Origin of the sequence: Cytophaga hutchinsonii ATCC 33406, assembly GCF_000014145.1 — a bacterium.
GTDB lineage: Bacteria > Bacteroidota > Bacteroidia > Cytophagales > Cytophagaceae > Cytophaga > Cytophaga hutchinsonii.
Genome location: NC_008255.1, coordinates 4,194,492 through 4,220,903, shown reverse-complemented (window position 1 = coordinate 4,220,903; position 26,412 = coordinate 4,194,492). Strand labels below are relative to the sequence as shown.

The window sequence follows — 26,412 nt, the reverse complement described above, 5'->3', positions numbered from 1 at the left end:
ATTATTCTTACCAGAAGTTAGAGGGGCAGATGATTCTGCCCTGAGAGCGTAAGCGGTACCCTACCACAATCTCATGGGAGCCTCCTGTATATTTATGAATGTCGCTGGTTACATAGTCATAGGAATAGCTGATATCAAAGGTATTGTTGATGATGATCCCAACCATACCCGCTACCGCATCCCGGTTTCTGTACGATACTCCGGCCCATAAAAAATCCTTGTAACGGATCTTCGCATTGATATCAAACGATAAAGGCGCAGGCGTTAACCCTTTGATACAAACCGATGGAATGAATTTAAAATCATAACCCAGCGGGATCATATAGCCGGCCATCACAAAATAATGGTGCGCCAGCTGATAGTTAAGCGCTTCCCCTGTACGTGTAAACGTTAAGCTCGGTGCCAGCTGAGCCATAGAGGCTCCAAAGTAAAACTTATCTGAATACACCCAGCCACCAACTGTGATATCCCCTAAACCCATCTTCGACTGGCTCTGGATCAGGTTATCTCCTTGAGAGGCCGGCTGAAGCTTGTTGGCATCCAGCGAAAACTGGTTAAATCCACCCATAGCACCCAGCGATACAAATACCTTTTTGGATACTTTCAAATGGTAGGAATATGCTGCACTCAACGTGGTCGTATTGGTGGCTCCGATCGCATCGTTGGTTATAATACCGCCGATTCCATGGAAACCGTTTTTCTTGCTTCTTGAACGGTTATTGGTAACTAAATGCTTGCCGATATTGGTATGCGCACTCACATACATGGTACGCGGTGATCCTTCAAAACCTGCCCACTGCTTGCGGTAACCTGCCCGCAGATCTGCATAGTCTTCTGTTCCCGAAACGGCCGGGTTTAACAAAAACGGGTTAACCATATACTGCGTGTATTGCGGACGCTGCTGAGCAAACGCGCCAACTGCACAACAAAACATGAAACACAATAACAAATAAGACTTTTTCATTCAAGCGATCTTTTAATTGTTTTTTCTCTCTCTATCAAAACCGGTAAAAGAATATCAGCACTATCAGCACTGCAGACTGCAGGATTGATTTCTCTGCTTAATGCCTTTTACCGGTTATTATTATTATTCTATTGTTTTTTATTTATTCTGTTATTCTTTATTTCACTACCTGTATATACCCGGTGTATGCTTCTGTATAGATGGTACTGTGCAGGTCGATGATGTAGAAGTAGGTACCGTCGGGCAATACTTCCCCGTTGCGGAAGTTGGTCGCATCCCACTCCTTGGGATACCCTGTGCTCTTCCACACCAGGTTCCCCCAGCGGTTGTAGATCAGGAACTCGGCATTGGGGAAGCTCTCGATGTTCTCAATCTCCCAGGTATCGTTCACTCCATCACCGTTTACTGTTATTACATTGGGTACCTTGATCGGACGCTCCACAAACACCATTACTTCATCATCATCATGGCACTGGCCTGTGGCGTCACGAACCGTTAAGATATACATGATTGTCTTATCGGCTGTTAACTTCGGATTGGCTGAACTGGCATCATCCAGACCCGTATCCGGGCTCCAGCTGTAGATTACTCCCCCGCTGCCGTTCAGCGTTACCTGCTCTCCTTCTTTTACCGTGATATCTGAACCCGCATTGGCTACCGGCGTCTGGATTACGGTAAGCGGTACTTCCGTGGAGATCGTGCCGCATGCTGCATTGCTCTCCTCTATCGAATAAAGTCCGCTTTCAAAGGCTTTGTAGATGCTTGTGGTTGCTCCGCTTATCGCTACGCCATCCTTATACCACTGCAGCGTATTTGGAGGCGTTGCACTTCCTACTGTGGCGGTGAACTCAAACCCTTCCGGGCTGCAGATCGGAAGCGGTGTCTCATTGATCACCGGAGCCGGTGTAGCAAGGATCGCTGGTGCGATCTTATTGGAAGCGTGCGGGTTGGTACCCAGTGCGCAGCCAAGATTGGAAGTAAGTTCCACATACACCTTATCCCCGGCAGTTAAGCCTGTGCTGGTAAAGCTTGTATTGGTTGCCCCGCTTACTGCGGTGGCTACACCTGCCTGTGATTCGATGAACCACTGGTAGGTCGGATTGTTGCCACCGGCTGTGGTATTGCTTACCGTAAAGCGGACCGGTAAACCGGAACACTGTACCGCAGGCGCTCCCGTGATGCTTACCGAAGGCATGCTTGATACAACAATATTCAGGGCTACTTCATTGGAGATACCAGGACCGGCATTACAGCCGATTGAGGTCGTTACAACTACTTTTACTTTTTTGCCTGCATCGGATGCTGTGGTTGGGTTATAGCTGTATGTACTGCTGTTGGTGCCTACCGGTGCTCCGTCAAGTGTCCAGGCATACGTTAAGGTACCGGATCCCGTTGTGGTGGCCGTAAACACCATCGGCACTGAACCCTCGCATACCTGACCCGGATCGTTGATCTGGGCTGTTACTACTTCGGGGGTCGATACGGTGATGGTTACCATATTGCCGGTGACACTCCCGCATGTGCCGGACGTTTCCACGCGCTGGTAGTAGGTGGTTGCCGTTAATGCGCCCGGTGCATAGCCAGATGTGGTGGCTCCGCCAATATTGCTGAACGAACCGGCTGTGCCTGTGCTGCTGCTCTGCCACTGGTAGGTATAGCTGCCTGTACCGCCTGTTGGCGCGCTTACCTGGGTAAGCGCTGCCGGAACCAATCCTGAACAGATTATCTGATCATCCTGGATAACGCCGGCCACTAAAGCAGGGTTAACCGTGATGTCGATAATGTTGCTCATGGCTGTGTTGCATGGAGCCGGGATGCTTGTATAGGTTACAATTCTTCTGTAGGATACTTTGGTGCCTGTTTTGGCGCCGCTCGGTGTAAAGCCCGTACCGCTTACAGTGCCTGTGGCAGGGCCCCAGGCCCCGTTGTCAATGGATTCTTCCCACGTATAGGTCGGGGAAGTGCCTCCGCTGGCAGCGCTTGCTTCAGTAATCGCACCGGGAACGGTGTTGTTGCAGATCGTTAATAACGTTGTTGTGATTGTTCCCGCGCCAACTCCGGCATTTACCGTAACAGTGACCGCTGCGGACTGTGCCGGAGTGGTGCTCGCGCAGGTTGCATTGCTGGTCGCTCTTACATAAATGCTGTAGGTCTGAGGGCTTAACGCTGCTGTGGTCGTTAACGATGTTGTGCTGTACGGGTTCGCCGTGGTGGAACCTGCTCCCTGGCTGGTTTCTGAACCTGCCGCTCCGATGAACCACTCATAGGTTGGCGCTGGTGTGGAGCCTGAACCCGTTGCGCTAGCGGTAAACTGAACCGCATTACCTGAACAGATCGTGGTCTTATCTGCTGCGATGCTTACCGATAAGGTCGGTACAGGGGTAACCGTTACGGCTACCGGTGTGGAGACGGCCGGGGTTGCAGGCGCGCATGGCGCATTGCTTACCATTTCTACCGTAATGGAGTTTGGTGTGCCGATCGCTGTACCTGTGGTTGTCAGCGTTGAGCCCGACTGGCCTGTAATGACTGTGCCGTTATTTTTCCATACATAGGTAGGTGCGGCACCCCCTGCTGTCGGAACGGCTGTATAAATAATGGTCTCGGATGGACATAACGTGCTCTTGTTGGCTGATAACGATACCGACGGGGCAGGGATCGGTGTAACTGTCATCGTGATCACATTCGAATTGGCTATACCCGGAGCAACTACGCAGCCGGAGTTACTTACCATACGAACGCTTACTTCATCGCCGTTTCCAAGGTTGGAACGCGTGAACTCATCGGATCCTGCTGCAGAGCTCGCTGCCCCCTGGCTTACAGGGGCCGCATCTGTGGTCTTTTTTATAAACCACTCATAGGTCGGCGCGGTACCTCCGTTGCCCGGACTCGCTGTAAAGGTTACGCTTGTGCCGGCGCAGATCGTACCGGCTGGTGCTGCTGTAATGCTTACCGCAGGGGTTACAACCGTGGTTACAGTCATTACTATCGCTGTGGAGCTTGCTGTGGCAGGGCTCGGGCAGGTTGCCGTACTGGTTACAACAACATAATAGCTGTCGTTGTTGGCTACCGAACTGGTTGTATAGGTGGAGCCTGTTGCTGAACCTATCGCCGTACCTGAGCCTACTGCTCCTTTGTACCACTGATAAGTCGGAGGCGTACCTGCGTTGGTTGGCGTAGCGGTAAACGTTACGCTTGTGCCCGCACAGATTGTCGTTGATGGCGTGGAGATTGTTACCCCTGGCGCAACAGTCGGTGTTACGGTAACAATCACTTCGTTGGTGTTGGCTGCAGTGCATGTACCTGATGAGACAACTCTTCTGTAGTGGGTTGTCGCTGTTAAGCCTGATGGGGCATCATAGGTAGAGCCTGTGCCTGATGTGGATATTGCTGTCCAGGTTGTGAACGGTGAAACCGAGGATTCCCACTGGTAGGTAAAGGTGCCTGTACCGCCCGATGCTGCCGTTGGAACTGTAAAGGCTGCCGGGTCACCGCCTGAACAGATCGCCTGATCGGTGGCTATAGCGCCGGCAACAATGGCCGGAGTAACTGTGATACGTACCGCTGCGGTGGTCACCTGAGAACACATTCCCGAGGTAACTTTACGGCGGTAGTCTACGGTCATAGCGGTTGTACCTGTATTGGTTAATACGCCTTCATCAAAGGTCGCTGTGCTTACGGCTGGAGTAATATCGGCATACGCTGCCCCGTTGATGGATTTTTCCCATACATACGAATATGTTGTCCCGTTGCCGCCGGTAGCTGCTACGCTGGTAAAGGCTACCGGGTCGCCGCCTGTACAGATGGTCTGGGCCGATGCTATGGAACCTGCTACCAAAGCCGGCTGAACCGTGACAGTGATAACATTGGTGTTGACTGTTGTACAGGTGCCTGAGGCATCTACTCTTCTGTAATACGTGGTTGCTGTTAAGCCCGATGGAACATCGTAGGTGGCTCCTGTTGCTGAGGAAATATTGGTATACGTACCTGCAAGGGCTGAAGCGCTCTGCCACTGGTAGGTATACGTGCCTGTGCCTCCTGTCGGGGCCGCCGTTACCGTAAAGGCTGCCGGATCCCCGCCTGAACAGATCGTCTGGTCGGCCGCAACTATGCCCGCAACAATGGCTGGGTTAACCGTGATACGGATAGCGGCTGTGGTGACCTGCGGACAGGCCCCCGAGGTAACTTTACGGCGGTAGTCAACCGTCATGGCTGTTGTCCCTGCATTGGTTAATACGCCTTCATCAAAAGTAGCTGTAGTAACTGCAGGTGTGATATCGGCATACGCTGCTCCGTTGATCGATTTTTCCCATACATACGAATATGTTGTCCCGTTGCCGCCGGTAGCTGCTACGCTGGTAAAGGCTACCGGGTCGCCGCCCGTACAGATCGTCTGCGCTGCGGCTATGGAACCCGCAACTGTTGTAGCGTTCACGACTACCACTACGCTGGCCTCTGTATAACAGGATGCATTCCCTGTGTTGCCATCCTCTACACGTAAGGTATAGGTACCCGCATCCGTTAGCGCGCCCGTTAAGGCAAATGCCGGGGTAGACGTAGGTGTATTGGCCGGAAGCGCAATTACCGTTGCTGCAACCGGGGTGGTTACAGGGGTGGGTAAAACCTTGATCCACGAATACGTAAAGTTGGTGTTCTGTGCAGCAGCTGTTACTGTTGCACTGCCGATTAGATTCTGAGCCGTACCCTGACAAAGCGTTACAGTACCCGTAGACGGGGTCGTGATCGTTACCGCGGACGGTTTGGTGCAGGGACAGTTTGGTGTTAATACTACTGCAATACGTGGACATGGTATAGCAGGTAACTGGAATTTTACATCATAGGTAAATCCAGGATCAGTAGCATTTGGAGTGCCGTCTTTAACAGAACCTGTTCTGGAAACTGTTAATCCGTCAAAATTATCAACAATAGGAAATGATTGCGTACAATTTCCCATTCCCAATCCAAATTGGCCGTCGCCGGTAGAAGTTCTTACCAGAGATGTCGGTACAATAAAAAATCTTCCTGCCGGTACAGCTACACTTCCAACTGCTGAGTCTCTTTTAAACACAGTTGTGTTGGTAGTAGTTGAAGTTCCCGTGAAAGTTTTAGTTAGTGTTCCATAAACAATGGTGTTGTCCGGAATATATCCTCCCGTTCCGTTAGTAGTAAATTTTGAACCTACAATGCTGAATGTCATTGTTCCTGCAACATTCAGTGTGTTTTCAAACTTATATTGTAAATTAAAAGAGACGCCAGTAACCGTTACGGGTTTTGCGGCCGTATACTCCTGACTAAATCTGCCTATGTTTCCCTGGTCAAAATTTGTTTGCTGAAATGTAGGATCACACGCTTGAGTTCTTCTATATACCAATCCACCGCCATCTGAAGACTTGCTGTAATAAACTGTTTTATTGCCAGAGCCATCAGCTGCAATCCCTGTAAGATCCAGTGTTCCTTCTGCAGAACCTGTAGTTGTTCCTATAACAGGAGTACTTGAAGCGGTTGCATAAAAGTTGTATTTTACGGATGCCGGATCTGAAGGGTCTGGTGTCAGTTGTACCGTACCTACATTACCACAAAACGTTTTTTTAATTACTGTTGGTGTAGGAATAACTGAAATTACCACATCGTCAGTAGCATCTTCATATACATTACAACCTGCTTTTGTGCCAATATATGTTACAACTACCGTATATGTTCCGGCTACTGTTGCTGTATAAGTTAAGTTCGCAGCAACAGAGGTCAATCCCTGCTTAACGATATTGCCTGGCGTTACAGCACCTCTATACCAGGTAATTCTGTAACTTGCTCCAAGACCTGTATTGGGAACAAAACCTGAATTCAAAACCAAGGAGAATGTCGGACAAACTTTTGTATCACCGGGAGTTAAATTAACTGTTGGTGCAGGATCTCTTACACTACAGCCTGTAGGTGGAGTAATTAACGTTGCATAAGCCTGACTGGTTGTATTTCCAATTCCCAGCTGACCTACAGCATTACATCCCCAGGCATATAAATTGTTGTCTGCGGTGCCATAAAAGCCCCATGTATCGCCTCTGTTGATTAACGTAACATTGCTGTGAATAGCTGTGGCTCCAGGACCATATTTAATGTATTGAGGACCTGTAGTAGAGCCGGTTAATGTACCATTACCAATAGCACCTCCATCTGTACAACCGCCTCCGCCCCAGGCAACCGGTTTGCCATCAATCGTTACAGCCATGCCAAAACCCTGACCGCCGCCAATTGCCTTAGCTAATAAATACGTGCCATCATTACTTGCACCTGTTGTTCCACCCGCAATAACTCTGCGCGGTTCAGAAGTGGTATTTGTAGGGGCATTACCTGTAGAGTTGTTCCAATAACCATTTCCCCATGTCCAAACATAATTATTTACATCTAAAGCAATACCAAAAACGTCACCTGCCTGTAATTGCTGAATATTGTTCATTGGTGTACCATTTGCATAGTAAACAGGTCTTGCAAAACTGCTTTGTACTGTAGTACCGGCAAGAGGATTTGCTGTTCCTGCGGCATTTCTTCCCAACATTCCTTTTTGGCCAAATCCCCATGAATACACAGTACCTATCCCATCTCCATCCGGATCTGCCAGCGCATATGCAACGTTGTCACCAGCAAAAATCTGAATAACACCTTCAAGCGGAACTCCAGCCGCAGTTAATACATAATTAGCTCTGTTAACATCTGTAACAGTGCCCTGACCTAACTGACCTGCCTGAGCTAAAGGTGCGCCATCCGACTCATCTGTTCCGGAATTTCCTCCCCAGGAAACAAGTCTTCCATCCTGCAAAATAGCAAATGAGTTTACCGTACCGGAATAAACTACCGAAGCATTTATTAATATATCACCGGGCCCCCTGTTTGTAGCATTAACAGATGTATTGGCAAGAACCCTTGTTGGGATGGTTACTACACCTCCGGTAGTTCCTGTTCCAATTTGTCCTCTTCCATTTACTCCCCATGCCCAAACGTCGCCACCACAAGTTAATGCAACAAAGTGAGAGCCTGAACCAGAGTTTATCTGCTTAACGTCAGGTGCAGAGGCAAGCCCATTAAATTTTGTAATTGCTGTAGGTGAAGTAATTGGAGTGGCTGTTATAGGATTGCCTGATGCATCAAAAAGTCCTAATTGGCCTGCAACATTGCTCCCCCAAACAAAAGCCGTTTTGTTTTCACAAACAAAACTGGATACGTTATTTCCTCCGGAAATAACCAAATCCTTTTGCGCAACAGCAAAAAATGAAGTAAGCATGCAGCCAATTGACAGCAACCAGTTACGCCCTTTTGTAGATTTTAACATCATATAATATGTCCGTTTTGAAATTTTATACAAACAAAATAACTTAAAGCATTTGTCTGTATAGTATTTAACCACGAAATTACACTAATTTTTACGGATTATCACATGTGCATAAAAAAAGTTAGAAATTATTTTCCCCTCTTTATGAACATATTATGAATCTTATTAGTGATTTCTGTACATATATACTCTTGCTTAACTAAAAGGTAACAGGCCAAATCACCCTTTTTTTTACTATTTATACATCAAAAAATACTAAAAAAAATTATTTTTTCAATTAATCATTTAATTTTCAATATTTTATAAAAATGCAACCTTTTTTTATGGTTTTCGTTGGCGGCTGAGATAGATTTTTAAATTTACAGTTGTTTTTGAAAACAAGTTTCACCTATATTAATTATGAAAAACTCATTTTAGCGGGAAGGGCTGTTATATATTTCCAAAACAGCCTTTATTTGTCCATATGTAATTGACTCATCCAGTCTTTCTTTAATTGTTTTTGAAGATAACGGACCAATTTCATCAATTATCGCTGTTATTTTCTCTTGTGTATCACGATCTACTAACTGGCTTATTATTACTTCTCCTGTCTTTAAAAAGGAGCATAAATGCCCTTCAATTGTTGTAACGGCGTAATTCCGTTCATCTGCAATTTGCTGAATCGTTTTGCCTGCCAGAAACATATCCAGACTAATGCGGTGACTTTCTCCTTTTTTAGGCTTTTCTTTTACAATTTCTACTATTTCTTCGTCAAGCTTTGGTTTACCCTTTTTCAACAACTCTTTTACATCGGTTCCGGCTAATAATCCTTCTGCATAGTGTTTGGCCTGTTCTACCGTAGCTTTTTGACGTTTAATCTGCTGCAGCATCAATTGTACTTCCTTTACATACTTTTTTGTCTTCTTCTTAGGAATCATGAATGTTATGTGTTCCCAGAGAGGTGTGATGCATTCAAGTGTTAATCTACTGTCAAAATAGGCTGATGCACTGCTTACACGCTGATGCAAATGTTCATAGCCTTGTTTTTCAACTGCTGGAAGAATGCGCTCCAGTTCTCCGATAAACTTAAGCCCTACTTTGTGTAAATCTGCCAGGCATGTGTGAACAGCCTTCAGACAATCAACAGCCATCTGCTGCTCTGGAATTTGCCGCTCTCCTGCATAGATATACTGCTCATAACTTTCATGTACCAGATCATCAAACTGGAATGCTTTTTTAAGTGACTGGGCTAAAAACTTCTGTTGCTGTACTTTCAGATACCCTTCTAATTCATTTACCGGATGTGTAACTTCCAGATATTTTAAGATCCGCTCATCTACACGGATGCTGTGGGTCGAAATTTTAGAATACAGCACGAGTTCTTTTGTAGAAGTTAATCTACTCAACGCCACATATACCTGACCGGCTGCAAAGGAATCTCCTGCATCTACAATGGCGCGGTCAAAGGTTAAACCCTGGCTTTTATGAATGGTAATTGCCCAGGCCAAGCGCAATGGAAACTGAACAAACGAACCAAGTTCTTCCTCTTCAATTTTATCCTGCTCTTTGTTTGCCTGATAGCGTATGTTTTTCCAGGTTTCCCGTTCAACTTTCATTACATCGGCTCCGGAAACAGGTTTAACCATAATGTATTCATCTGCAAGTTCGGTAACTACCGCAAGCATGCCATTATAAAATTTCCGGTTATCTCCTTTGTCATTTTTAATAAACATCACCTGTGCATTCACCTTCAGCTGCAGCTGCAATTCAACCGGATAACTTCTTTCGTTAAAATCTCCGGTTACAAATGCTTTGTACTTTCTTTCTTCCGTTTTTAATTGATTAAGCTGATGCTTATTAATTGTTTCGGCTTTGTCGTTATGCGTTGTTAAGGTAATATAAGCTTCTCCGGGAGATGGGCGAAAAGTTGGTTTATAATAGGTATTTAAATGGTCTAAATCTGTTGGATGTACCCCATTTACACGGATTCTGTTTAAAATATCCAGAAATAAACCATCTTTCTGACGATATGTTTTTTGCAGTTCAATCACCAGCGGATTTAAAGCACGAAGCGCGTGTGCCTCGAAAAAAAACGGACTATCGTAATACAGCTGCATCACGCTCCATTCTTCATTTCTAACTACCGGCGGCAGCTGATAGAGATCCCCAATGAAAACCATTTGTAAACCACCAAACGGACTTTCATTTCCCCGGTAATGTCTTAATATAGTATCTATTGCATCCAGCAAATCTGCACGGACCATTGAAACTTCATCAATAATCAGTACTTCCAGTTCTTTTATCACATCGATTTTAGCAGCACTTAAATGCGTTGTTGTAAAAAGTGTTTTCTGATCACAGAAATTCTGTTCCTGCTGAAATAACGCGTTGGAAACTGTAGGCAAAAATGGTTTAAACGGCAATTGAAAAAGAGAATGTAACGTTACACCACCTGCATGGATAGCCGCAACACCGGTTGGTGCAGCAACGGCAAGTTTTTTTGGTGTATGCTCCCTAAGCTGTTTTAAAAAAGTAGTTTTTCCCGTACCTGCTTTACCTGTTACAAAAACAGATTTCGCTGTATGGGCAACAAATTGACATGCCATTTCAAACGGCACATTAATGTCTGTTTGTTCGATCGTGGGATTCATAAATATTTTTTGCCGGAGTGAAAATGTAAAGATAATGAAAAAGTACAGAGTACTCAGTACTCAGTATTCAGTATAAAATTTTCTCTAAAAATTGTTTCAATTGTTAAAAAATAAGGGATTCTGCTTATTTACAGAATCCCTTACGTATTCTTTTGTACTAAATACTCTCTACCAGGTACTTATTACTACTTTATATCCAGCAATTCAACTTCAAATATCAATGTAGAATTAGGGGGAATGCTTCCGGCACGCTGCTCTCCATAACCGCGATAGGATGGAATGTATAAAATTCCTTTTTCTCCTTTTCGCATCAATGGAATACCTTCATCCCAGCCTTCAATTACGCGGCCTTGTCCGATGATAAAATCAAACGGATCTCCCCGATCGAGTGAACTGTCAAAAATTTCTCCGTTTAATAAATGCCCGGTATAATGAACAATTACTTTGTTTCCTTTTTTAGGTTTAGCACCTGTGCCTGCCTGAACCACCTGGTAATATACACCTGTTGCCGTGTCTAACACAGCCGGAATATTATTTGTTTTGATGTATGATGCTAATGCCGCATCTTCATCTGCTTTTACTTTTTTTGCCATAATTTCTTGTTCCTCAACATATTCTGCCATTGTTAATACGTCATACATCTTTACTTCAAAACGAAGGAAGCTTCCTTTTTCAATAAAGGGCGGCATTTCAGCACCAATACCTTTTTTAAAAAGTGAATCTGCTGAAATCCAGAATGCACAACTGTCTCCTTTAGAAAGCATTCCCAGACCTTCTTCAAAGGATGCTGCATACCTTGGTTTTTGAATGGTTGTAATAACCATCCTGTCTTCCTCTATGGTACTGCGCAGAATTGAATCTTTACTGTTACGCAATACAAAATGCAGTTTTACAACATCACCTACTGCCCCGGTTTTACCCGGCACATCAAGTCTGTATTTGTATGCCAAACCTGAGGGTGTATAGGCTACATCCTTTTCATGAAATAGAGATGCCTTGCTTGGAGTCTTTTGTTTTTTCTGAGCAAAAACAGATATGCTTAGAAAACAAAAACCCAGAATGATGTATACTTTATTCATTGGTGTTTTAATTTATTTTACCTGAACTTCAAATACCAATGGTGCATTCGGCGGAATACTTCCTCCGGCACCTCTGGTACCATAAGCTAAACGGGAAGGAATTAAAATCAGTGCCTTGTCGCCGTGTTTTAATTTTAGGAAGCCTTGATCCCAGCCTTGAATAACTTGTCCGGAACCTAAACGGAATTTAAAATAATCGCCCGGGGCAGACTTATCAAATACAGAACCGTTGCTTAATAAGCTTCCGATGTAGGTTGTCTGTACGTCTTCGCCGGCTTTAAGATCTGCTTTGCTGAATGTGCTTTTTTCTAATATGACTACATATGCACCACCGGGTGTTGCCACTCCGGATAGATGGTTTTGTTTCAAATAGTTTTGAATGGCAATGCTATCCTTCGTATAAACATCTGTTTCACCTTTCGACTGCTCGGCCATCGCAATTTTTTGCTGCGCCATTACTGAATCAACAAATTGTTTTGAATAGACAGTGCCCATTTTTACAATCATTTTAACCTTGCTTTGTGGCTTCAGGTAATCCGGTCTTTTCTGATGAAATGAATTTATATACAATGAATCTGCATTCAATAAAAAAACAGCGCTGTCTCCTTCTGTCAGTAACAGAAACCCTTCTTCAATGCCGGGTTTGTGCAAAGCCTCCTGGGTAGGAATTCCTACGGGATTCGGATCGCCAAACTGACTGTCAATGATTGAGTCCTGAAGCGTTTGGAGCTGAAACCAAAAAGAAATATAACCTCCTTGTTCGGGCCGCTGGTTTCCCGGGCCTTCTTTAATTATTTTATATTCTAAACCGCTTGCGGTTTTTAGATAGCTGGGTTCGGCTTTGCCTGTAGCTGGTGTTTTTTTATTCTGTGCATATACATTAAGTATACATGCACAGAATAAAAAAAGAAAAATAGATATACGGTTCATCTATTGTGTTATTTTTTTACTTCAACTTCAAAAAGCAATGGAGAATTTGGAGGAATTGCACCTTGAGCACCTCTTGAACCATACGCTAAACGTGAAGGAATTAACAACAATGCTTTTTCACCACGCTTTAGCTTTTGAAATCCTTCGTCCCAGCCTTTAATTACCTGGCCCATACCTACAGTAAATTTGAATGGCTGACCATCACGTGATTTATCAAATTCTGTTCCTTCAATTAATAATTTACCTACATAAGATGTTTCAATTGAATCACCCGGAGCAATGAACAGATCTGTAGCATTATTTTGCTTCAGCTTAACAACGTACACACCGCCAATAGTTGGCTGGCCTTTAAGTTTATTTTTTGTTAAGTAATTCTGAATAGCAAGACTATCCTTTTTGTAAACTTCCGTTTCAGCAAGCATTTGGTTTGCCATCTGTTGTTCCTGAACTGCCATTACTGAATCAACAAAAGATTTAGAATATACTTTGCCCATGCGAACAACCATTTTCACATTGCTTCCTGATTTTATGTGCGCAGGTAATTTTTGGTGAAACGTGTTTGCATATAATGAATCTGCATTCAGTAAAAATACGGCACTATCACCCTCTGTAAGCAACATAAAACCTTCTTCAATGCTAGGTTTGTGCGCAACATCCGGTGTTGGAATTCCTACCGGATTCGGGTCTTTAAATTGAGTATCAAGCGTTGAATCTTTATCGTTTTGAATTTCAAACCAAAATGTAATAAAGCCTCCTTTTTCAGGATAATCTTCACCTGAAGAATCTTTTAAGATTTTGTATTCTAAACCGCTTTCTGTTTTTTCAAACTTGTTGCATGACGTGATGCTTGCTAACATTACTGCTCCCGCTAACAGGGATAAACTTTTCTTTAACATAGAAATTTTTCTTTACGTAGATTTTCGAGTAATTCTTCTTTATAAGTGGATACTATTTCACGGAAGTTGCGCACTGTTTCAGACAAAGATTTAAGCGATCTTCCTCCTGAAGCATTTTTGTGGCCACCTCCTTCAAAATGAGTACGGGCAAATTCATTCACATTAAAATCACCTTTGGAGCGGAAGGATATTTTTACGCCATCTTCTCGCTCGATAATCATGGCTGCAAGCACTACCTTGTCAATGGATAAAGCATAATTTACAAGGCCTTCTGTATCGCCGGTGCGTGCATCAAAACGTTTTAATTCTTCTGCACTTAAATACATAAACGCTGTATAGCAATCTGCCAATACAACTAGTTTTTCTGATAAACAAAAGCCAAGCAATCTCAGACGTTCTTCTGAATTGGTATCAAATATTAATCGATGCACACGCGAGGAATCAAGATTCCAGCTATATAGGTCTGCAATGATCTGGTGAACTTTTTTATCTGTATTTGAATGGCGGAATGATCCTGTATCTGTCATGATACCTGCATAGATACATTCAGCTATGTAGGTATCCATAAGGTCTCTTCCATTCAGGCCAATAATCAATTCATAAATTAAAACCCCTGTAGCTGCTGCTTTTATGTCTGAAATTGAAATGTCAGCAAAATCCTGTGGTTCGAGATGGTGATCTACCAATACTTTTATTGCAGGAGATTTCCCAACGAGTGCGCCCAGTTCATTTATGCGGCCAAGTGCATTAAAATCCAGACAAAAAATAATGTCGGCTGCTTCAATGTACAGCGCTGATTGCTCTTCTTTCCCCTCATTGTAAATCCAGACACTGTCATTCCCTGACATCCAGTCTAAAAAAGACGGATAATCTGAAGGTACTATAACCTGAACCTCGTGCTTTAATTTTTTTAAAAAACGGGCCAATGCCAACGAAGATCCTAATGCATCGGCATCCGGCTTGTGATGGGTGGTTATAACAATTTTCTTAGGAGAATCTAAGAGCGGCTTTAATTCAATCAGCTGTTGCTGCATCTGGTATTTATCCCGGTTAATTGCAGAGATGGGCAAAGGTCAAAAGAAATAGTAGAAAAAACAACCTGTTTGATATTCATTTTAATAATTTAGCGTATGGAATATCAAGTATTTATCTATTTTTGTTCGTATAAATAAATTAGTAGCTGTATGGGAGGTAATAGAACATTTTCAATGATCAAACCCGATGCCGTAAAAGACGGGCATAGTGGTAGTATTTTAAAAATGATTGAAGGCGCAGGGTTTAGAATTGTTGCGATTAAGTTAACGTATTTAAGTGCTGAACGTGCAGGGGAATTTTATGCTGTGCATACAGGTAAACCTTTTTATGACAGCCTGAAATCAATCATGTCTGAAAGCCCGATAATAGCTCTTATTTTAGAGAAAGAAAATGCTGTTGAAGATTTCAGAAAACTTATTGGTGCAACAAATCCTGCCAATGCAGATGCGGGTACTATACGCAAGTTGTTTGCAAAATCTCTGGAACGTAATGCCGTGCACGGTTCTGATTCGGATGAAAATGCGCAGATTGAAGGAAGTTTCTTTTTCAGTGCATTAGAGAAATTTTAATTCAAAAAATTTTATAAAGCCAAGCGCCCGGGTAAATTCTTCTCAGGCGCTTGGCTTTTTATTTTTTCTCAACTTCATACAATAATGCTGAATGTGATAAATCTGAAGGTGCTACCACATCTTCTTCCAGCGGCGGCTTGTTGCCGTATCGCTGTTTCATAATTGCCTTTACCTCGGGGGATGTCAAATCAAATTCTTTCATTTTTTTAAGTGAACACAATTCCACGTTATACCCGCGCTGATATATTTTCCATACAAGTTCAGAACAATACAATTGCTCATCGCTCCAGTTAAAATACAAATCATAATGTGTGCCAAGCATTTTTTTACCCAGTGCCTGAGCAGCCGGTATTTCTGTATCCAGTATTTCTGTGCTTCTGTTCTTTAAACGCATAACCGTATAATGACCGCCTGTGCCGTGTGCTTTCCATGTCTCCAGATCGGTTAGACGAACGGGTTCAACAGCTTCCAGTACATAAGGCTTCTTGTCAACGAAGGTAATCATACCTACATGGCTGTATTCAGAATGTGTTGCAAGCTTTACTGCTTTGCACTGATTGGATTGAGAGGATTGAAATATAATATCCCCTTCCAGGTAATCTGAAACAATATTTTGTGCTTTAATGGAAAAGTGTTGTTGTTTATTCTGTAGATATAGTGCGCTGGCCGTTAAACATACCAACAGCACAAGGATAGGAAAAAGGATTTTTTTCATAAGATAGCTTCTTTTATGTTTCTTAAACGTTAGGAGAAAGCAAATCGTATTTATTTATAAGCATAAAAAAATAAGCCTTCGCCGAATCCTGTTACGAGGCTGGCGAAGGCTTATTGGTTAAAATTCTGTTGCTTATTTTTTCTTTAATACTATTTGGCTTTGGGTAAGTTCATACATCTCATCATAATATTTTACCATCGTTGCAAACTCTTCCACCGTGAAATCAGTTTTCTTGATATTGCGTGTAACGGTTAGAACCACAGTATTATCTACAACTGTCAGCGATGATTCCATATCCATAAATCCGTTAGAAAAAGATCTGTTTGCTTTATCAAGAGAAGAAACTTTGTAGCCATCCGGAATCTGGAAAGTAATTGTTGCCGTTTTTGTTGAAGGCAGATCCAGCGCGCCGCTGTAATTGCGTTTTCTAAAATCTTCTTCTACTTTATCGTAGTCGCCCAGCAGTGCGCCTATACGGACCATATATCCATTACCTGCCTTTTTAACCAAATCATTCAAAGTAAACGATTCTTCAATTAAAAATTCCGGAGAATTTGGTGTCATTGCATAACCGCTTACCTTATATGACTTATATTCATCCATCATATAATATTCATCTTTCACCAATTCAATGTGTGCATCACGAATATTTTTGAAGTATTGCACCTGCTCTTCTTTATGTTTTCTTTTTAATTCTTCTGCCACAGAAGCCTTTAATCCTTTGTATAGTGTGGTCGAATCTGTTGCTTTGTATTTCTTAATATATTTAAGCTGATCATCATTAAAATCGCGCATGTAGTAATCCTGAATGAAGGTTCCGGTAAAACCTTTTTTTGCAGTCATTGTTCGTGTGCAGGCAATTTTATCAAAATCTTCCGTAATTGATATGTTGTATTTTTCTATCAGCTGATTATCCTTATAATCAAGTTTAGGCAATACTTCAGTGTTAAATGAAAATGTTTTAAGTTTTAAATTATAGTTTTTAACGATCATGGCTTCACCTCCCTGATACACATTCTGTAATTCGCCAAACTGCATGTAATACGATGGATACATCAGGTATTTTCCTTTCCAGCGTATGCCCCAGCTGATCTCCATCGGGCTTATCACATTTTTAATGCCTGCATTTTTATTTCCTGTTGTTAAAACAAAATCGAATGATTCTTTTTTCTTTGTAAGGATCTGCATAAAAATACTTGCGATATACAAATCATATTGTCCTCTTGGAACATACATTTCTGAATAATAAATCGGTTCTTCTGTAATTACTTTCCGGCGGATATAATACCACGACAACTCCATTAATTTATTCACGTCGGTTTTAGCTTCCGGGTTAGCGGCAATTACTTCGGATATAACTATTTTGGCAGCTGCTGCTCCAAATCCTTCCACGTTTTTTACAAGATTCGCAGCACGCACAAATTCATCGTTTGTCAATTTGCCATGAATGCGGCTATCCGCTGTTCTTACCGGAATCACCTGGTTATTATCTGCTCCTGTATATCTTGTAAGAATAAACTTAATGTGCGGAACGTATTTTTCACGCGGCAATTTCCAGTCGTTTAAAATTTTATCTCGCAGCGAATCCTGCAAAGAAAACGTGATCAAGCCATTATCTCCACCTTTTCTGTTTAGCAGCGGTGCACCATTCAACGATTCAAGATACATGTACGCATCTTTTGTTGGCACTTCTATTGTAATAAATGTTCTCACTACTGGAAAGTCTGATGCCAGGTAAATACGTGAAAATGGAATGTTTCCTGTTAGTATTCCCATAGGATTTTTTGATACCTGAGTATAATCAATAATATCTCCAGGCTCCAGATCGGGCAGCGCAAATTTGTAATACGTTTGGTTTAGCGTTACGCTGGATCTGTAATGAATAGGAATAGAAGCTGAATTGGTTTCCTTAATCCCATCTTTTAACTCCAGTGTACTTGATGTGCCGTCTGGTTTTATAATCGTTACTTCCGAAGAATTGTTGTCTCCATAACCAGACGTATAATAGGTAGAATATTTTTCTACTGCAGCTTTATCCTTCAGGTATACGCGCGTTTTAACACGTTCAACAAAATAAATAACTTCTCCTCTTTCTATAAAAAAGTTGGCGGAGTGAAATAAAACTACAACCGATTCATTTTCATATTTTTTAGGCACTTCTTTTATTTTTGCCGCTTCCGTGTCAAACCGTTGAGAGAGCTGTTCAAGCTCCTTTGCATTGCGGACAGTAACAGTTGTACGAACCTGTGCCATTGTAATATGGCTCGCGAGTAAAGCAATTGATATTAAAATAGAACGCATAGTATATGTAGAAAAAGTGATCGTTACTTAATAAGTGTTATTTGATTGGTATAATATTTTTTTAAATCCTTTTGGATCTTCACCCATTCTGCAGCCTTATCTTTTGGAATAACTCCCGACGGAAAAACAAATGATTTTTTGTATACTACTTTTGTTCCTGCAACGGTGTATTCCAGGTTTATTTTGCAGTACTCATTATTTATTTTGAATGGCGGAGGAAGCTCGCTTACTTTATATCCTGCAGGTACGGTAAGGCTAACCGTAATATCATAGTTGATGATCATGTCAAAGGTGTAGTCTGTCAGCCTGGATGTATCTTTAGAATTTCTGCCAAATGAATTGTCAAATTCTAAATTTACAAACAATTCATTTTCATCTTTAAATACCTGGTTGCTTAACTCAAATGCATATTTGGAATAAAACGGAATTTCTCTGTTAAATAAATCAGATGTTGTAACCGTTGAAACAGAAATGTTGCTGTTGGCTTTTGTATAATACTGTTTAAAATAATCCGGTTTGTTTTCTGATTTAGCAAAGTGGTATTGACGGATATAATAATTCTTTAAATCTCCTTTTGCCGTGGTTTCTGCTTCACCTGCTAATTTATCGTTTACAATTTTTATCGAAACTTTTTCATCATACTTTGAACTGTTAATATCTTCAAACGGTATTGTTTCGATTTTATATACATCTCCGTCTTCAACCATTACCGGACGTCCTTGAATTCTGTATGCGTTTTCGCCAAACGCTGCATAACTTTCTGTACAATCTAAAAAGTATGTTTTGTTGTTCATGTATAATACACAAATTGCATGGTTAAAGATGCCTAAATAAGGTAACGTACACGTGTATTTGGAATGATTGGTATGGATCCACACAAATTTTGCTGTATAACCCTGCGAACGCAGCATGGTAGCTAACAGATTTGCCACAGCTTTACAGTCTCCGTATTTTTTATCCAGAACTTCTTTTGTTGACATTGGCTTAAAGCCTGCGATCCCATATTCAAAGGCGATGTAGCGTATATTGTCCTGTACCCAATAGTATAAAGCTTTGACTTTTTCTTCATCGGTTGTTTTTCCTTTTACAATTCTATCTGCATAATCCTTTACCATTTCCTCATACGGTTCTACTTCGCTGTTCAGCTTATGTAAAAATTTGTAGAAATCGTTGTAGCTTTCAAAGCAGGTAGTTTTTGTGCCTTTAAAAGAATACGATTTCACTACCATAACAACATGCGGCAGATTCATATCGCTTCCTGTTGAACCTCTCTCACGCTGGTAAGCTTTGATATCATTTAGTTCGTAACTGATTGTTTTAATTTGTGTTTTAGGATCGGTGTCTGTTTTTTTTGTGATCCTGTACGCTTCAAAATTAAATTCAACCAGTTCTATGTCAACATTAGAGGGTGTCTGAATGGATATTACATGTTTCTTTTGCGGATGACTGGTGTGGAAATACAGCGCATCAATAAATTTATAGTCGTTATAACTTTTAACAATTTCCGTTTTCTTATACGACCCTTTATTGCTGAAGTCCAGTTCAAAATATTTGTAGCGCGCATCTGAATGGAAAATACCACCCGACTCTACGGCCTTATCAATTGCCATATTATAATTCAATACATATTTTGAACCTGACTTGCTGTAAGAAAGCATTTTGTCAATGGTTGAAAAACTATTGTATGATTCATCTACTCCGATACCTGTATTGTCTTTTAAAGAAAGGTATTCCGCATTGTTTTCTGTTCCGATTTTAAGCTGCGCACCTTTGGATTTTCCGTCAATGACTGTATAGCTGACTTTTGTTGCATTGTCTTGTATGTAGACATTTGCATCCGGATAAATTTTGCTGATATCCGTTGCTAACTTAATGGATTCAGGAGTGTTGACTTGAGCAATAAGAACATGTACACTACACAGCAGCAGTGCAGACAGAATAGATTTACTAAATTTCATTTTTTGTAAAAAGTAATGGGGTAAAACAGATAAGGGTAACGACAAAACAAGTATAATAAAAATATTATTGAATTCCAGTATAATTGGTATTAGATAAAATAATTAAAAATTTTTCACCTAATACCAATTATTTTTTACAACTATTCTATGTCGTTTGCGTATTCGTTCACCGCAGCGTGCTCTCCGTCGTATTGTGCAATCCAGAAGTTATTAAAGCCTTCTCCCAAATGAAGCTGAATTTTTTGCAATGCGAGTAATTCCAATATGGAAAGGAAGTTATAGATCACAGCCATTTTCACCGGAATGTCGTTGATTATTTCCGTGAATGATATACGTTGGCCGCGGCTCACTTTGTTGATGATGTATTCCTTTTGTAATTCAATAGAATAAGGGTATTGAACAACATGGTGCACAGGTTTTGTCTTTTCTTCTTTCCAGCGGACAATGACCTTTTCAAACACTTTTAATAATTTATATAAATCTATATCCTGCAGTTCTGTCTCAACGTTGCTTACTTCAGACAATAGCTTTAACTCTTTGGCTATATTTCCACGTTTTTCACGCTTCAGCGAAGTTTCTTCCAGTTCAGAAAATTCTGCAATAACCGACTTATATTTCTTGTATTCCAGCAAGTGCGATACCAACTCTTCTCTTGGATCTATTTCATTGCCCTGCGGATCAATATCCGGTCTGGGCAACAACGTTTTTGCTTTAATACGCATCAGTGTAGCCGCAACCAGTATGAATTCGCTGGCAATATCAACATTCATCTTTTCCAGACGATGAATGTATTCTAAAAAGTCGTTGGTGATCTTAGAAATCGGAATGTCATAAATATCCAGTTCATCCCGTTCAATAAAGAACAAGAGCAGGTCAAAGGGACCAGCAAACAGAGGTAACTGTATTTCAAAACTCGCTTCTTTCGACATTGCTTCTTTGGATGAGGTGGCCTGTATAATTCAATCAATTTCTACTTCAAATATACCTATTCATAAAGGGAACAACTATATTGAATATCAGCATCTTTTGCACGTTATGCGTTGATAATTGCGTTAATTAATGTTGATAGTATGTGCATAAACCTTTTCAGGCAGAAAATTGTTTTCCTACAAGAATACCAAAAACATGTATCCTCTTCGTTAAGAGAGGCAATCAACCCTGTTTGTTTGCTATTGGTTAAACAAATATTGTTTATCTTTGTTTTGATATAAAATAAGAAAAGGCTACCTGTGATTCAACCTGGAGAACTATTACGTACGATTCATTCCCCCGAAGAGCTGAGAAAACTCGATGAAACTCAACTCATTCAGGTAAGTGAAGAGTTACGTCAATTTATTGTAGACAATGTCTCAGTATATGGCGGGCATTTTGCCGCGAGCCTAGGTGTGGTTGAACTGACCGTTGCCTTACATTATGTATTTAATACACCTGTAGATCAGCTTGTGTGGGATGTTGGCCACCAGGCATACGGGCATAAAATATTAACCGGCCGTATGGAAAATTTCCATACAAACCGAACCTATAACGGACTTTCGGGTTTTCCGAAACGTTCCGAAAGCCCATATGATACGTTTGGTGTCGGACACTCTTCAACCTCTATATCGGCAGCACTGGGTATGGCTGTAGCCAGTCAGTATCAAAAAGACAACCGCCAGCACATTGCCGTAATCGGTGACGGTGCATTAACAGGCGGAATGGCTTTTGAAGCGATGAATCATGCCGGTGTTACCAATTCAAATTTGCTGATCGTGCTTAACGACAATTGCATGGCAATTGATCCGAATGTGGGTGCGCTGAAAGATTATCTGGTTGACATCACAACTTCCCGCACGTACAACCGTGTGCGGGATGAAGTATGGAACATGCTTGGAAAAATAAGTAAGTTCGGACCCAATGCGCAGGCAATAGCTTCTAAAGTTGAAAGCGGGTTAAAAGCATCGTTGCTTAAGCAAAGCAACTTATTTGAATCGCTGCATATACGTTATTTCGGTCCGGTAGATGGCCATGACCTGAACCACCTGGTACAGGTGCTGAATGATTTAAAAGATATTCCCGGACCAAAGATCTTACACACCCTGACCGTTAAAGGCAAGGGGTATGCGCTTGCCGAAAAAGATCAGGTTAAATGGCACGCGCCGGGAAAATTTGATAAAGTAACGGGACAAATTCACGTTAAGACCTACGATACACCTCAGGCTCCTAAATACCAGGATGTTTTTGGAAATACCATTATTGAACTGGCGGAAAAGAATGATAAGATCATGGGTATTACGCCTGCCATGCCTTCAGGATGTTCGCTGAATTTAATGATGGAAAAAATGCCCGACCGGGCATTTGATGTAGGCATTGCCGAACAGCATGCCGTTACTTTTTCTGCCGGTTTAGCCACACAGGGATTAATTCCTTTCTGTAATATTTATTCAACATTCATGCAGCGCGCATACGATCAGGTAATCCATGATGTGTGTATTCAGAATTTGCATGTTATTTTCTGCCTGGATCGTGCGGGCTTTGCCGGTGTCGACGGACCAACACACCACGGCGCCTATGATCTTGCTTTTTTCCGCTGCATACCAAACTTAGTGGTTTCTGCTCCGATGAATGAACAGGAACTGCGGAACTTAATGTATACAGCTCAACTGCAAAAAAATAAAGGGCCTTTCTCTATCCGTTACCCACGCGGCCAGGGTGTAATGCCCAACTGGAAAACACCTTTTGAAGAAATTACGATTGGCAAGGGCAGAAAAGTAAGTGACGGAGATGATGTTGCCATCCTCAGCATAGGCCATATCGGTAATTATGTTATTGAAGCAAAAGCATTACTGCGCGAAGAAGAATTATCTCCTGCCCATTTTGATATGCGTTTTGTTAAACCAATTGATGAAGAAATGCTTCACCTGGTGTTTAAGAAATTTAAAAAAATAATTACGGTGGAAGATGGCTGCTTAATGGGTGGCTTTGGTTCGGCCGTATTGGAATTTATGGCAGATAACAACTATGCGGCGCAAGTAATCCGGCTGGGTATTCCCGACCGTATTGTTGAACATGGTGAGCAGGCTGAACTGCACAAAGAATGCGGCTTCGACCCGCAAAGCATTGCCAGAACCGTTCGTAACCTTTCCGGTGTTGTATTAAAATAATTCTTTTCAAAACATATACATAACAAGCCGGTGGTCTATTCCCCGGCTTTTTTATTACCTGATTAATCGCTTTAGGCAGATTCGTTTCTGCCTGGCACCTACTAGTATGAGTAAAGCCATTACATTCACAGATAAAGGAAACGGAGCTGCACTGGTTTTTGTTCATGGGTTTTGTGAAAGCAAAGAAATGTGGAATGATTTTATAGAATCCTTAACTGTTTCCAATCGTGTGATATGCCTTGATTTGCCTGGCTTTGGAGAATCACTGCTCGACAAAGAATCTGTGAGTATGGAATGGTTTGCCGAAGAAGTGCGTCGATTGCTGCTTCAATTAAATATTGCATCTTTTACCTACATCGGTCATTCACTGGGCGGGTATGTTGGTTTGGCCTATGCAGAAAAATACGCAGCGACGCTCAGCGGCCTCTGTCTGTTTCATTCTACAGCTTATGCTGATTCTGAAGAACGCAAATCGAACCGTGATAAGACTATTGCCTTCATTCAAAAATACAATGCCGACCTGTTTACCCAATCGTTTATAGAGCCGTTATTTTTATTGCAAAACCGTTTGGCAATGAAAGAAGAAATAGCCATGCTAAAACGGATAGCGAAGCAATCTTCCGGGCATGGCATCATTGCTACAACCCTTGCTATGAGAGATCGCCCGGATCGTACTGCCGTATTAGCTTCTTTATCTGTACCTGTTTTATTGATTGGAGGAAAAAATGATGCAACCATTCCGATCGATAAATTAAAAGAGCAAGCCTCGCTTTCAGGGCACATTCAATGTGCTGAGATTGAAAATTGCGGACACATGGGTATGTTTGAACAAAAAGAAAAAACGCTCGACGTTATAAAAAACTTTATTAAACACTGTTCGATCGGTAAATACTGACCTGAAACAGCAGACGCTCTGACGGAAAAAACCGCAGAGCACCTGTTCAGATAGTACAGTCTGACGTTTTTTTCCTGTCAGAGCGTTGACCTTATACGGAATGAATCAATACCCCTGTCATAGCAATTGAACCGTTCGTTGTAACATCATTAAAAAACGAAATGGTGTCGTTGTTTTTCTTTAATGCCAGCGTGTAAAGCAACGGTAAATAATGCTCTGGTGTTGGTATTGCATATTTATAATTTTCCAGCGATTGGTATTGGATCAGTTTTGAATAATCGCTTCCTGAAATAATGTCTTTCACATTTGCATTGAAGGCGCTTGCCCAGTCATACGCTGTATCGTTCCATTGCATCATGCGCAGGTTGTGTACGATGTTTCCGCTGCCAATGATCAATACACCCCGCTTGCGAAGTTCATACAGATCCTGTGCAAGGGCAAACTGCTCTTCCGGTTTTTTACGCACATCCAGGCTCATCTGATAAACAGGAATAGTTGCTTCCGGATACATCGGCATCAATACAGACCATGTACCGTGATCCAGACCCCAGGCCTGATCTTCATGAACTTCCCATTTTGCCAGTAACTCTTTTGTTATCCGCGCGAACTCGGGGGAACCGGGTGCCGGATATTCTGCTTCATGCAATTCCCTGGGGAAGCCTCCGAAGTCATGTATGGTTGCCGGGTTAGGCATGGCAGTAACTTTTGTACCTACAGTTTCCCAATGTGCCGAAACAACCATGATCGCTTTGGGCGTTGGTAATTTAGCTGCTAACTCTTTCCAGGTTGCATTAAATTTATTCTGTTCAATAGCATTCATTGGACTTCCATGACCAACAAACAATACAGGCATAATCCCATTAACCTTGGGCTCATTGTCCCAGGCTCGGGCAAATTGATGTAAACCAATCATTGCGGTACCGGCAAGCGCGGCGTTTTTAATGAATTTTCTCCGTTGCATAATCTCTATGCGTTCTATTTTTTAACGAACTGTTTCTGATTTTACAGCAAATGTTCTCTTTCGGTTATTTTGTTCCGGCAGCTTTTACATGTTTCTGCAGTTGCTTTTCAATTGATTCATACGTTGCATACCCTTCGGTAAGTGCTGTATATCCATTTTCCTGTTTAAGCAGCAAGGTGGGAAAACCAGTCACACCAAGAGCTGCAGCACGTTTAAATTCTTCATGTGCCTGATTGAAGTAAACCGAATCTTTCATGCGTTTCAAAAATGCTGCGCGATCGATGCCATAAGACGTTGCAAGATCTGCATACAACACATCCTGATTCAGATCTTTTCCTTCTTTGTAAAAAGATGTCTGTATCGCATGGCCATATTCTACCGCACGTTCCGCTGTAAATGATTTATACACACACAATGCAATCGATGGTTTTTCAGAAGATGTCACATAGGAGCCTTCTTTTAATAAAGTAATATAGGGTTGGCCAAACTCAATGCCTGTCATACGCTGTAACCTTGGAATAGCATCCAGAATATATTCCGACATATTTCCTATCGGTGCTATTCTATTTCCCATGACCATTCCTCCGCTGATTATCTCTACGTCAACTGTACCCTTATAATTTTTTTCAATCTTTTCAACTACCGGCCCAAACCCGTAGCACCAACCACATAACGGATCGTATACATAGAGCAGTTTCATTTTTTCTGAGTCCTTTTGTTTCTGAACACACGTACTTCCTGAACCTGTAAAAAGTATTGCCAGCAGAATGATATAGAATTTTATGTTATTCATAGTTTCAACGCTACTTTGCATTTGATGTTATAACATCTAATTGGTTTAATTAATTCAGTATTTAAACTAAAACCCTTTAAATTACTAACAGCGTAGATTTTATTCAAATTTTCGAATTTATAACTAATTATTTTCCAATACGTTTAAAAGAAGGCTGTTGTTTTTATAGGGCTTGTTATATGATTACTGGCATATTTATTGAACATCCGTAAACATAACCGATATCAG

16 protein-coding genes are annotated in these 26,412 nt (G+C 41.7%); 3 read left to right on the top strand and 13 right to left on the bottom strand.

Annotated features, from left to right (window positions below):
• Positions 1–7: 7 nt before the first annotated feature.
• The 7 genes from CHU_RS17745 to CHU_RS17715 form a co-directional block, all read right to left on the bottom strand.
• Positions 8–964, bottom strand: a complete 957-nt coding sequence (locus CHU_RS17745; protein WP_011586993.1) for a PorP/SprF family type IX secretion system membrane protein — start codon at positions 962–964, stop codon at positions 8–10.
• A gap of 157 nt (positions 965–1,121) precedes the next feature.
• Positions 1,122–8,285 (bottom strand): T9SS C-terminal target domain-containing protein, encoded by a 7,164-nt coding sequence (locus CHU_RS17740; protein WP_041932486.1) that lies wholly within the window; start codon positions 8,283–8,285, stop codon positions 1,122–1,124.
• 410 nt (positions 8,286–8,695) lie between these two features.
• Positions 8,696–10,912: a helix-turn-helix domain-containing protein gene (locus CHU_RS17735; protein WP_011586991.1), complete on the bottom strand. Its 2,217-nt coding sequence runs from the start codon at positions 10,910–10,912 to the stop codon at positions 8,696–8,698.
• Between the two features lie 185 nt (positions 10,913–11,097).
• Complete coding sequence (locus CHU_RS17730) at positions 11,098–11,991, bottom strand: FKBP-type peptidyl-prolyl cis-trans isomerase (protein WP_011586990.1); 894 nt, start codon at positions 11,989–11,991, stop codon at positions 11,098–11,100.
• 12 nt (positions 11,992–12,003) lie between these two features.
• Entirely contained in the window at positions 12,004–12,921 is a 918-nt protein-coding gene (locus tag CHU_RS17725; protein ID WP_011586989.1) for an FKBP-type peptidyl-prolyl cis-trans isomerase, read from the bottom strand.
• Positions 12,922–12,929: 8 nt separating this feature from the next.
• Positions 12,930–13,817, bottom strand: a complete 888-nt coding sequence (locus CHU_RS17720; protein WP_011586988.1) for an FKBP-type peptidyl-prolyl cis-trans isomerase — start codon at positions 13,815–13,817, stop codon at positions 12,930–12,932.
• Positions 13,811–14,851 (bottom strand): DHH family phosphoesterase, encoded by a 1,041-nt coding sequence (locus CHU_RS17715; RefSeq protein ID WP_011586987.1) that lies wholly within the window; start codon positions 14,849–14,851, stop codon positions 13,811–13,813. The genes CHU_RS17720 and CHU_RS17715 overlap by 7 nt, the downstream gene beginning before the upstream one ends.
• Before the next feature lie 150 nt (positions 14,852–15,001).
• Between CHU_RS17715 and CHU_RS17710 the strand changes: the two genes are divergently transcribed.
• Positions 15,002–15,421 (top strand): nucleoside-diphosphate kinase, encoded by a 420-nt coding sequence (locus CHU_RS17710; protein ID WP_011586986.1) that lies wholly within the window; start codon positions 15,002–15,004, stop codon positions 15,419–15,421.
• A 58-nt stretch (positions 15,422–15,479) separates the two neighbouring features.
• Here CHU_RS17710 and CHU_RS17705 read toward each other — a convergent pair whose 3' ends face one another.
• The 4 genes from CHU_RS17705 to CHU_RS17690 all read right to left on the bottom strand — a co-directional run bounded on the left by CHU_RS17705 (position 15,480) and on the right by CHU_RS17690 (position 21,324).
• Positions 15,480–16,136 carry a YiiX family permuted papain-like enzyme gene (locus CHU_RS17705; RefSeq protein ID WP_011586985.1) on the bottom strand — a complete coding sequence of 219 codons (657 nt, stop codon included), beginning with the start codon at positions 16,134–16,136 and terminating at the stop codon, positions 15,480–15,482.
• Positions 16,137–16,268: 132 nt separating this feature from the next.
• Positions 16,269–18,437, bottom strand: a complete 2,169-nt coding sequence (locus CHU_RS17700; protein WP_011586984.1) for a DUF3857 domain-containing protein — start codon at positions 18,435–18,437, stop codon at positions 16,269–16,271.
• Between the two features lie 23 nt (positions 18,438–18,460).
• The gene (locus tag CHU_RS17695; protein WP_041932484.1) at positions 18,461–20,395 is read right to left on the bottom strand and encodes a transglutaminase-like domain-containing protein; all 1,935 of its coding nucleotides are present in this window, start codon (positions 20,393–20,395) and stop codon (positions 18,461–18,463) included.
• 140 nt (positions 20,396–20,535) lie between these two features.
• Positions 20,536–21,324: a segregation and condensation protein A gene (locus CHU_RS17690; protein ID WP_011586982.1), complete on the bottom strand. Its 789-nt coding sequence runs from the start codon at positions 21,322–21,324 to the stop codon at positions 20,536–20,538.
• A gap of 300 nt (positions 21,325–21,624) precedes the next feature.
• Here CHU_RS17690 and dxs point away from each other — a divergent pair, with 300 nt between their 5' ends.
• Together dxs and CHU_RS17680 are read left to right on the top strand one after the other, a co-directional pair.
• Entirely contained in the window at positions 21,625–23,535 is a 1,911-nt protein-coding gene (gene dxs, locus CHU_RS17685) for a 1-deoxy-D-xylulose-5-phosphate synthase (protein WP_011586981.1), read from the top strand.
• 106 nt (positions 23,536–23,641) lie between these two features.
• The gene (locus CHU_RS17680; RefSeq protein ID WP_011586980.1) at positions 23,642–24,430 is read left to right on the top strand and encodes an alpha/beta fold hydrolase; all 789 of its coding nucleotides are present in this window, start codon (positions 23,642–23,644) and stop codon (positions 24,428–24,430) included.
• 91 nt (positions 24,431–24,521) lie between these two features.
• Here CHU_RS17680 and ygiD read toward each other — a convergent pair whose 3' ends face one another.
• Both ygiD and CHU_RS17670 read right to left on the bottom strand, forming a co-directional pair.
• On the bottom strand, positions 24,522–25,391 hold the full coding sequence (gene ygiD / locus CHU_RS17675; protein ID WP_011586979.1) for a 4,5-DOPA dioxygenase extradiol: 870 nt from the start codon (positions 25,389–25,391) through the stop codon (positions 24,522–24,524).
• 64 nt (positions 25,392–25,455) lie between these two features.
• Positions 25,456–26,184 (bottom strand): DsbA family protein, encoded by a 729-nt coding sequence (locus CHU_RS17670; RefSeq protein WP_011586978.1) that lies wholly within the window; start codon positions 26,182–26,184, stop codon positions 25,456–25,458.
• Between the last annotated feature and the right edge of the window lie 228 nt (positions 26,185–26,412).

Coding starts and splice junctions, on each gene's coding strand:
- CHU_RS17745 (WP_011586993.1), bottom strand. CDS start 964: ATGAAAAAGTCTTATTTGTTATTGTGTTTCATGTTTTGTTGTGCAGTT.
- CHU_RS17740 (WP_041932486.1), bottom strand. CDS start 8,285: ATGATGTTAAAATCTACAAAAGGGCGTAACTGGTTGCTGTCAATTGGC.
- CHU_RS17735 (WP_011586991.1), bottom strand. CDS start 10,912: ATGAATCCCACGATCGAACAAACAGACATTAATGTGCCGTTTGAAATG.
- CHU_RS17730 (WP_011586990.1), bottom strand. CDS start 11,991: ATGAATAAAGTATACATCATTCTGGGTTTTTGTTTTCTAAGCATATCT.
- CHU_RS17725 (WP_011586989.1), bottom strand. CDS start 12,921: ATGAACCGTATATCTATTTTTCTTTTTTTATTCTGTGCATGTATACTT.
- CHU_RS17720 (WP_011586988.1), bottom strand. CDS start 13,817: ATGTTAAAGAAAAGTTTATCCCTGTTAGCGGGAGCAGTAATGTTAGCA.
- CHU_RS17715 (WP_011586987.1), bottom strand. CDS start 14,851: ATGCAGCAACAGCTGATTGAATTAAAGCCGCTCTTAGATTCTCCTAAG.
- CHU_RS17710 (WP_011586986.1), top strand. CDS start 15,002: ATGGGAGGTAATAGAACATTTTCAATGATCAAACCCGATGCCGTAAAA.
- CHU_RS17705 (WP_011586985.1), bottom strand. CDS start 16,136: ATGAAAAAAATCCTTTTTCCTATCCTTGTGCTGTTGGTATGTTTAACG.
- CHU_RS17700 (WP_011586984.1), bottom strand. CDS start 18,437: ATGCGTTCTATTTTAATATCAATTGCTTTACTCGCGAGCCATATTACA.
- CHU_RS17695 (WP_041932484.1), bottom strand. CDS start 20,395: ATGAAATTTAGTAAATCTATTCTGTCTGCACTGCTGCTGTGTAGTGTA.
- CHU_RS17690 (WP_011586982.1), bottom strand. CDS start 21,324: ATGTCGAAAGAAGCGAGTTTTGAAATACAGTTACCTCTGTTTGCTGGT.
- CHU_RS17680 (WP_011586980.1), top strand. CDS start 23,642: ATGAGTAAAGCCATTACATTCACAGATAAAGGAAACGGAGCTGCACTG.
- ygiD (WP_011586979.1), bottom strand. CDS start 25,391: ATGCAACGGAGAAAATTCATTAAAAACGCCGCGCTTGCCGGTACCGCA.
- CHU_RS17670 (WP_011586978.1), bottom strand. CDS start 26,184: ATGAATAACATAAAATTCTATATCATTCTGCTGGCAATACTTTTTACA.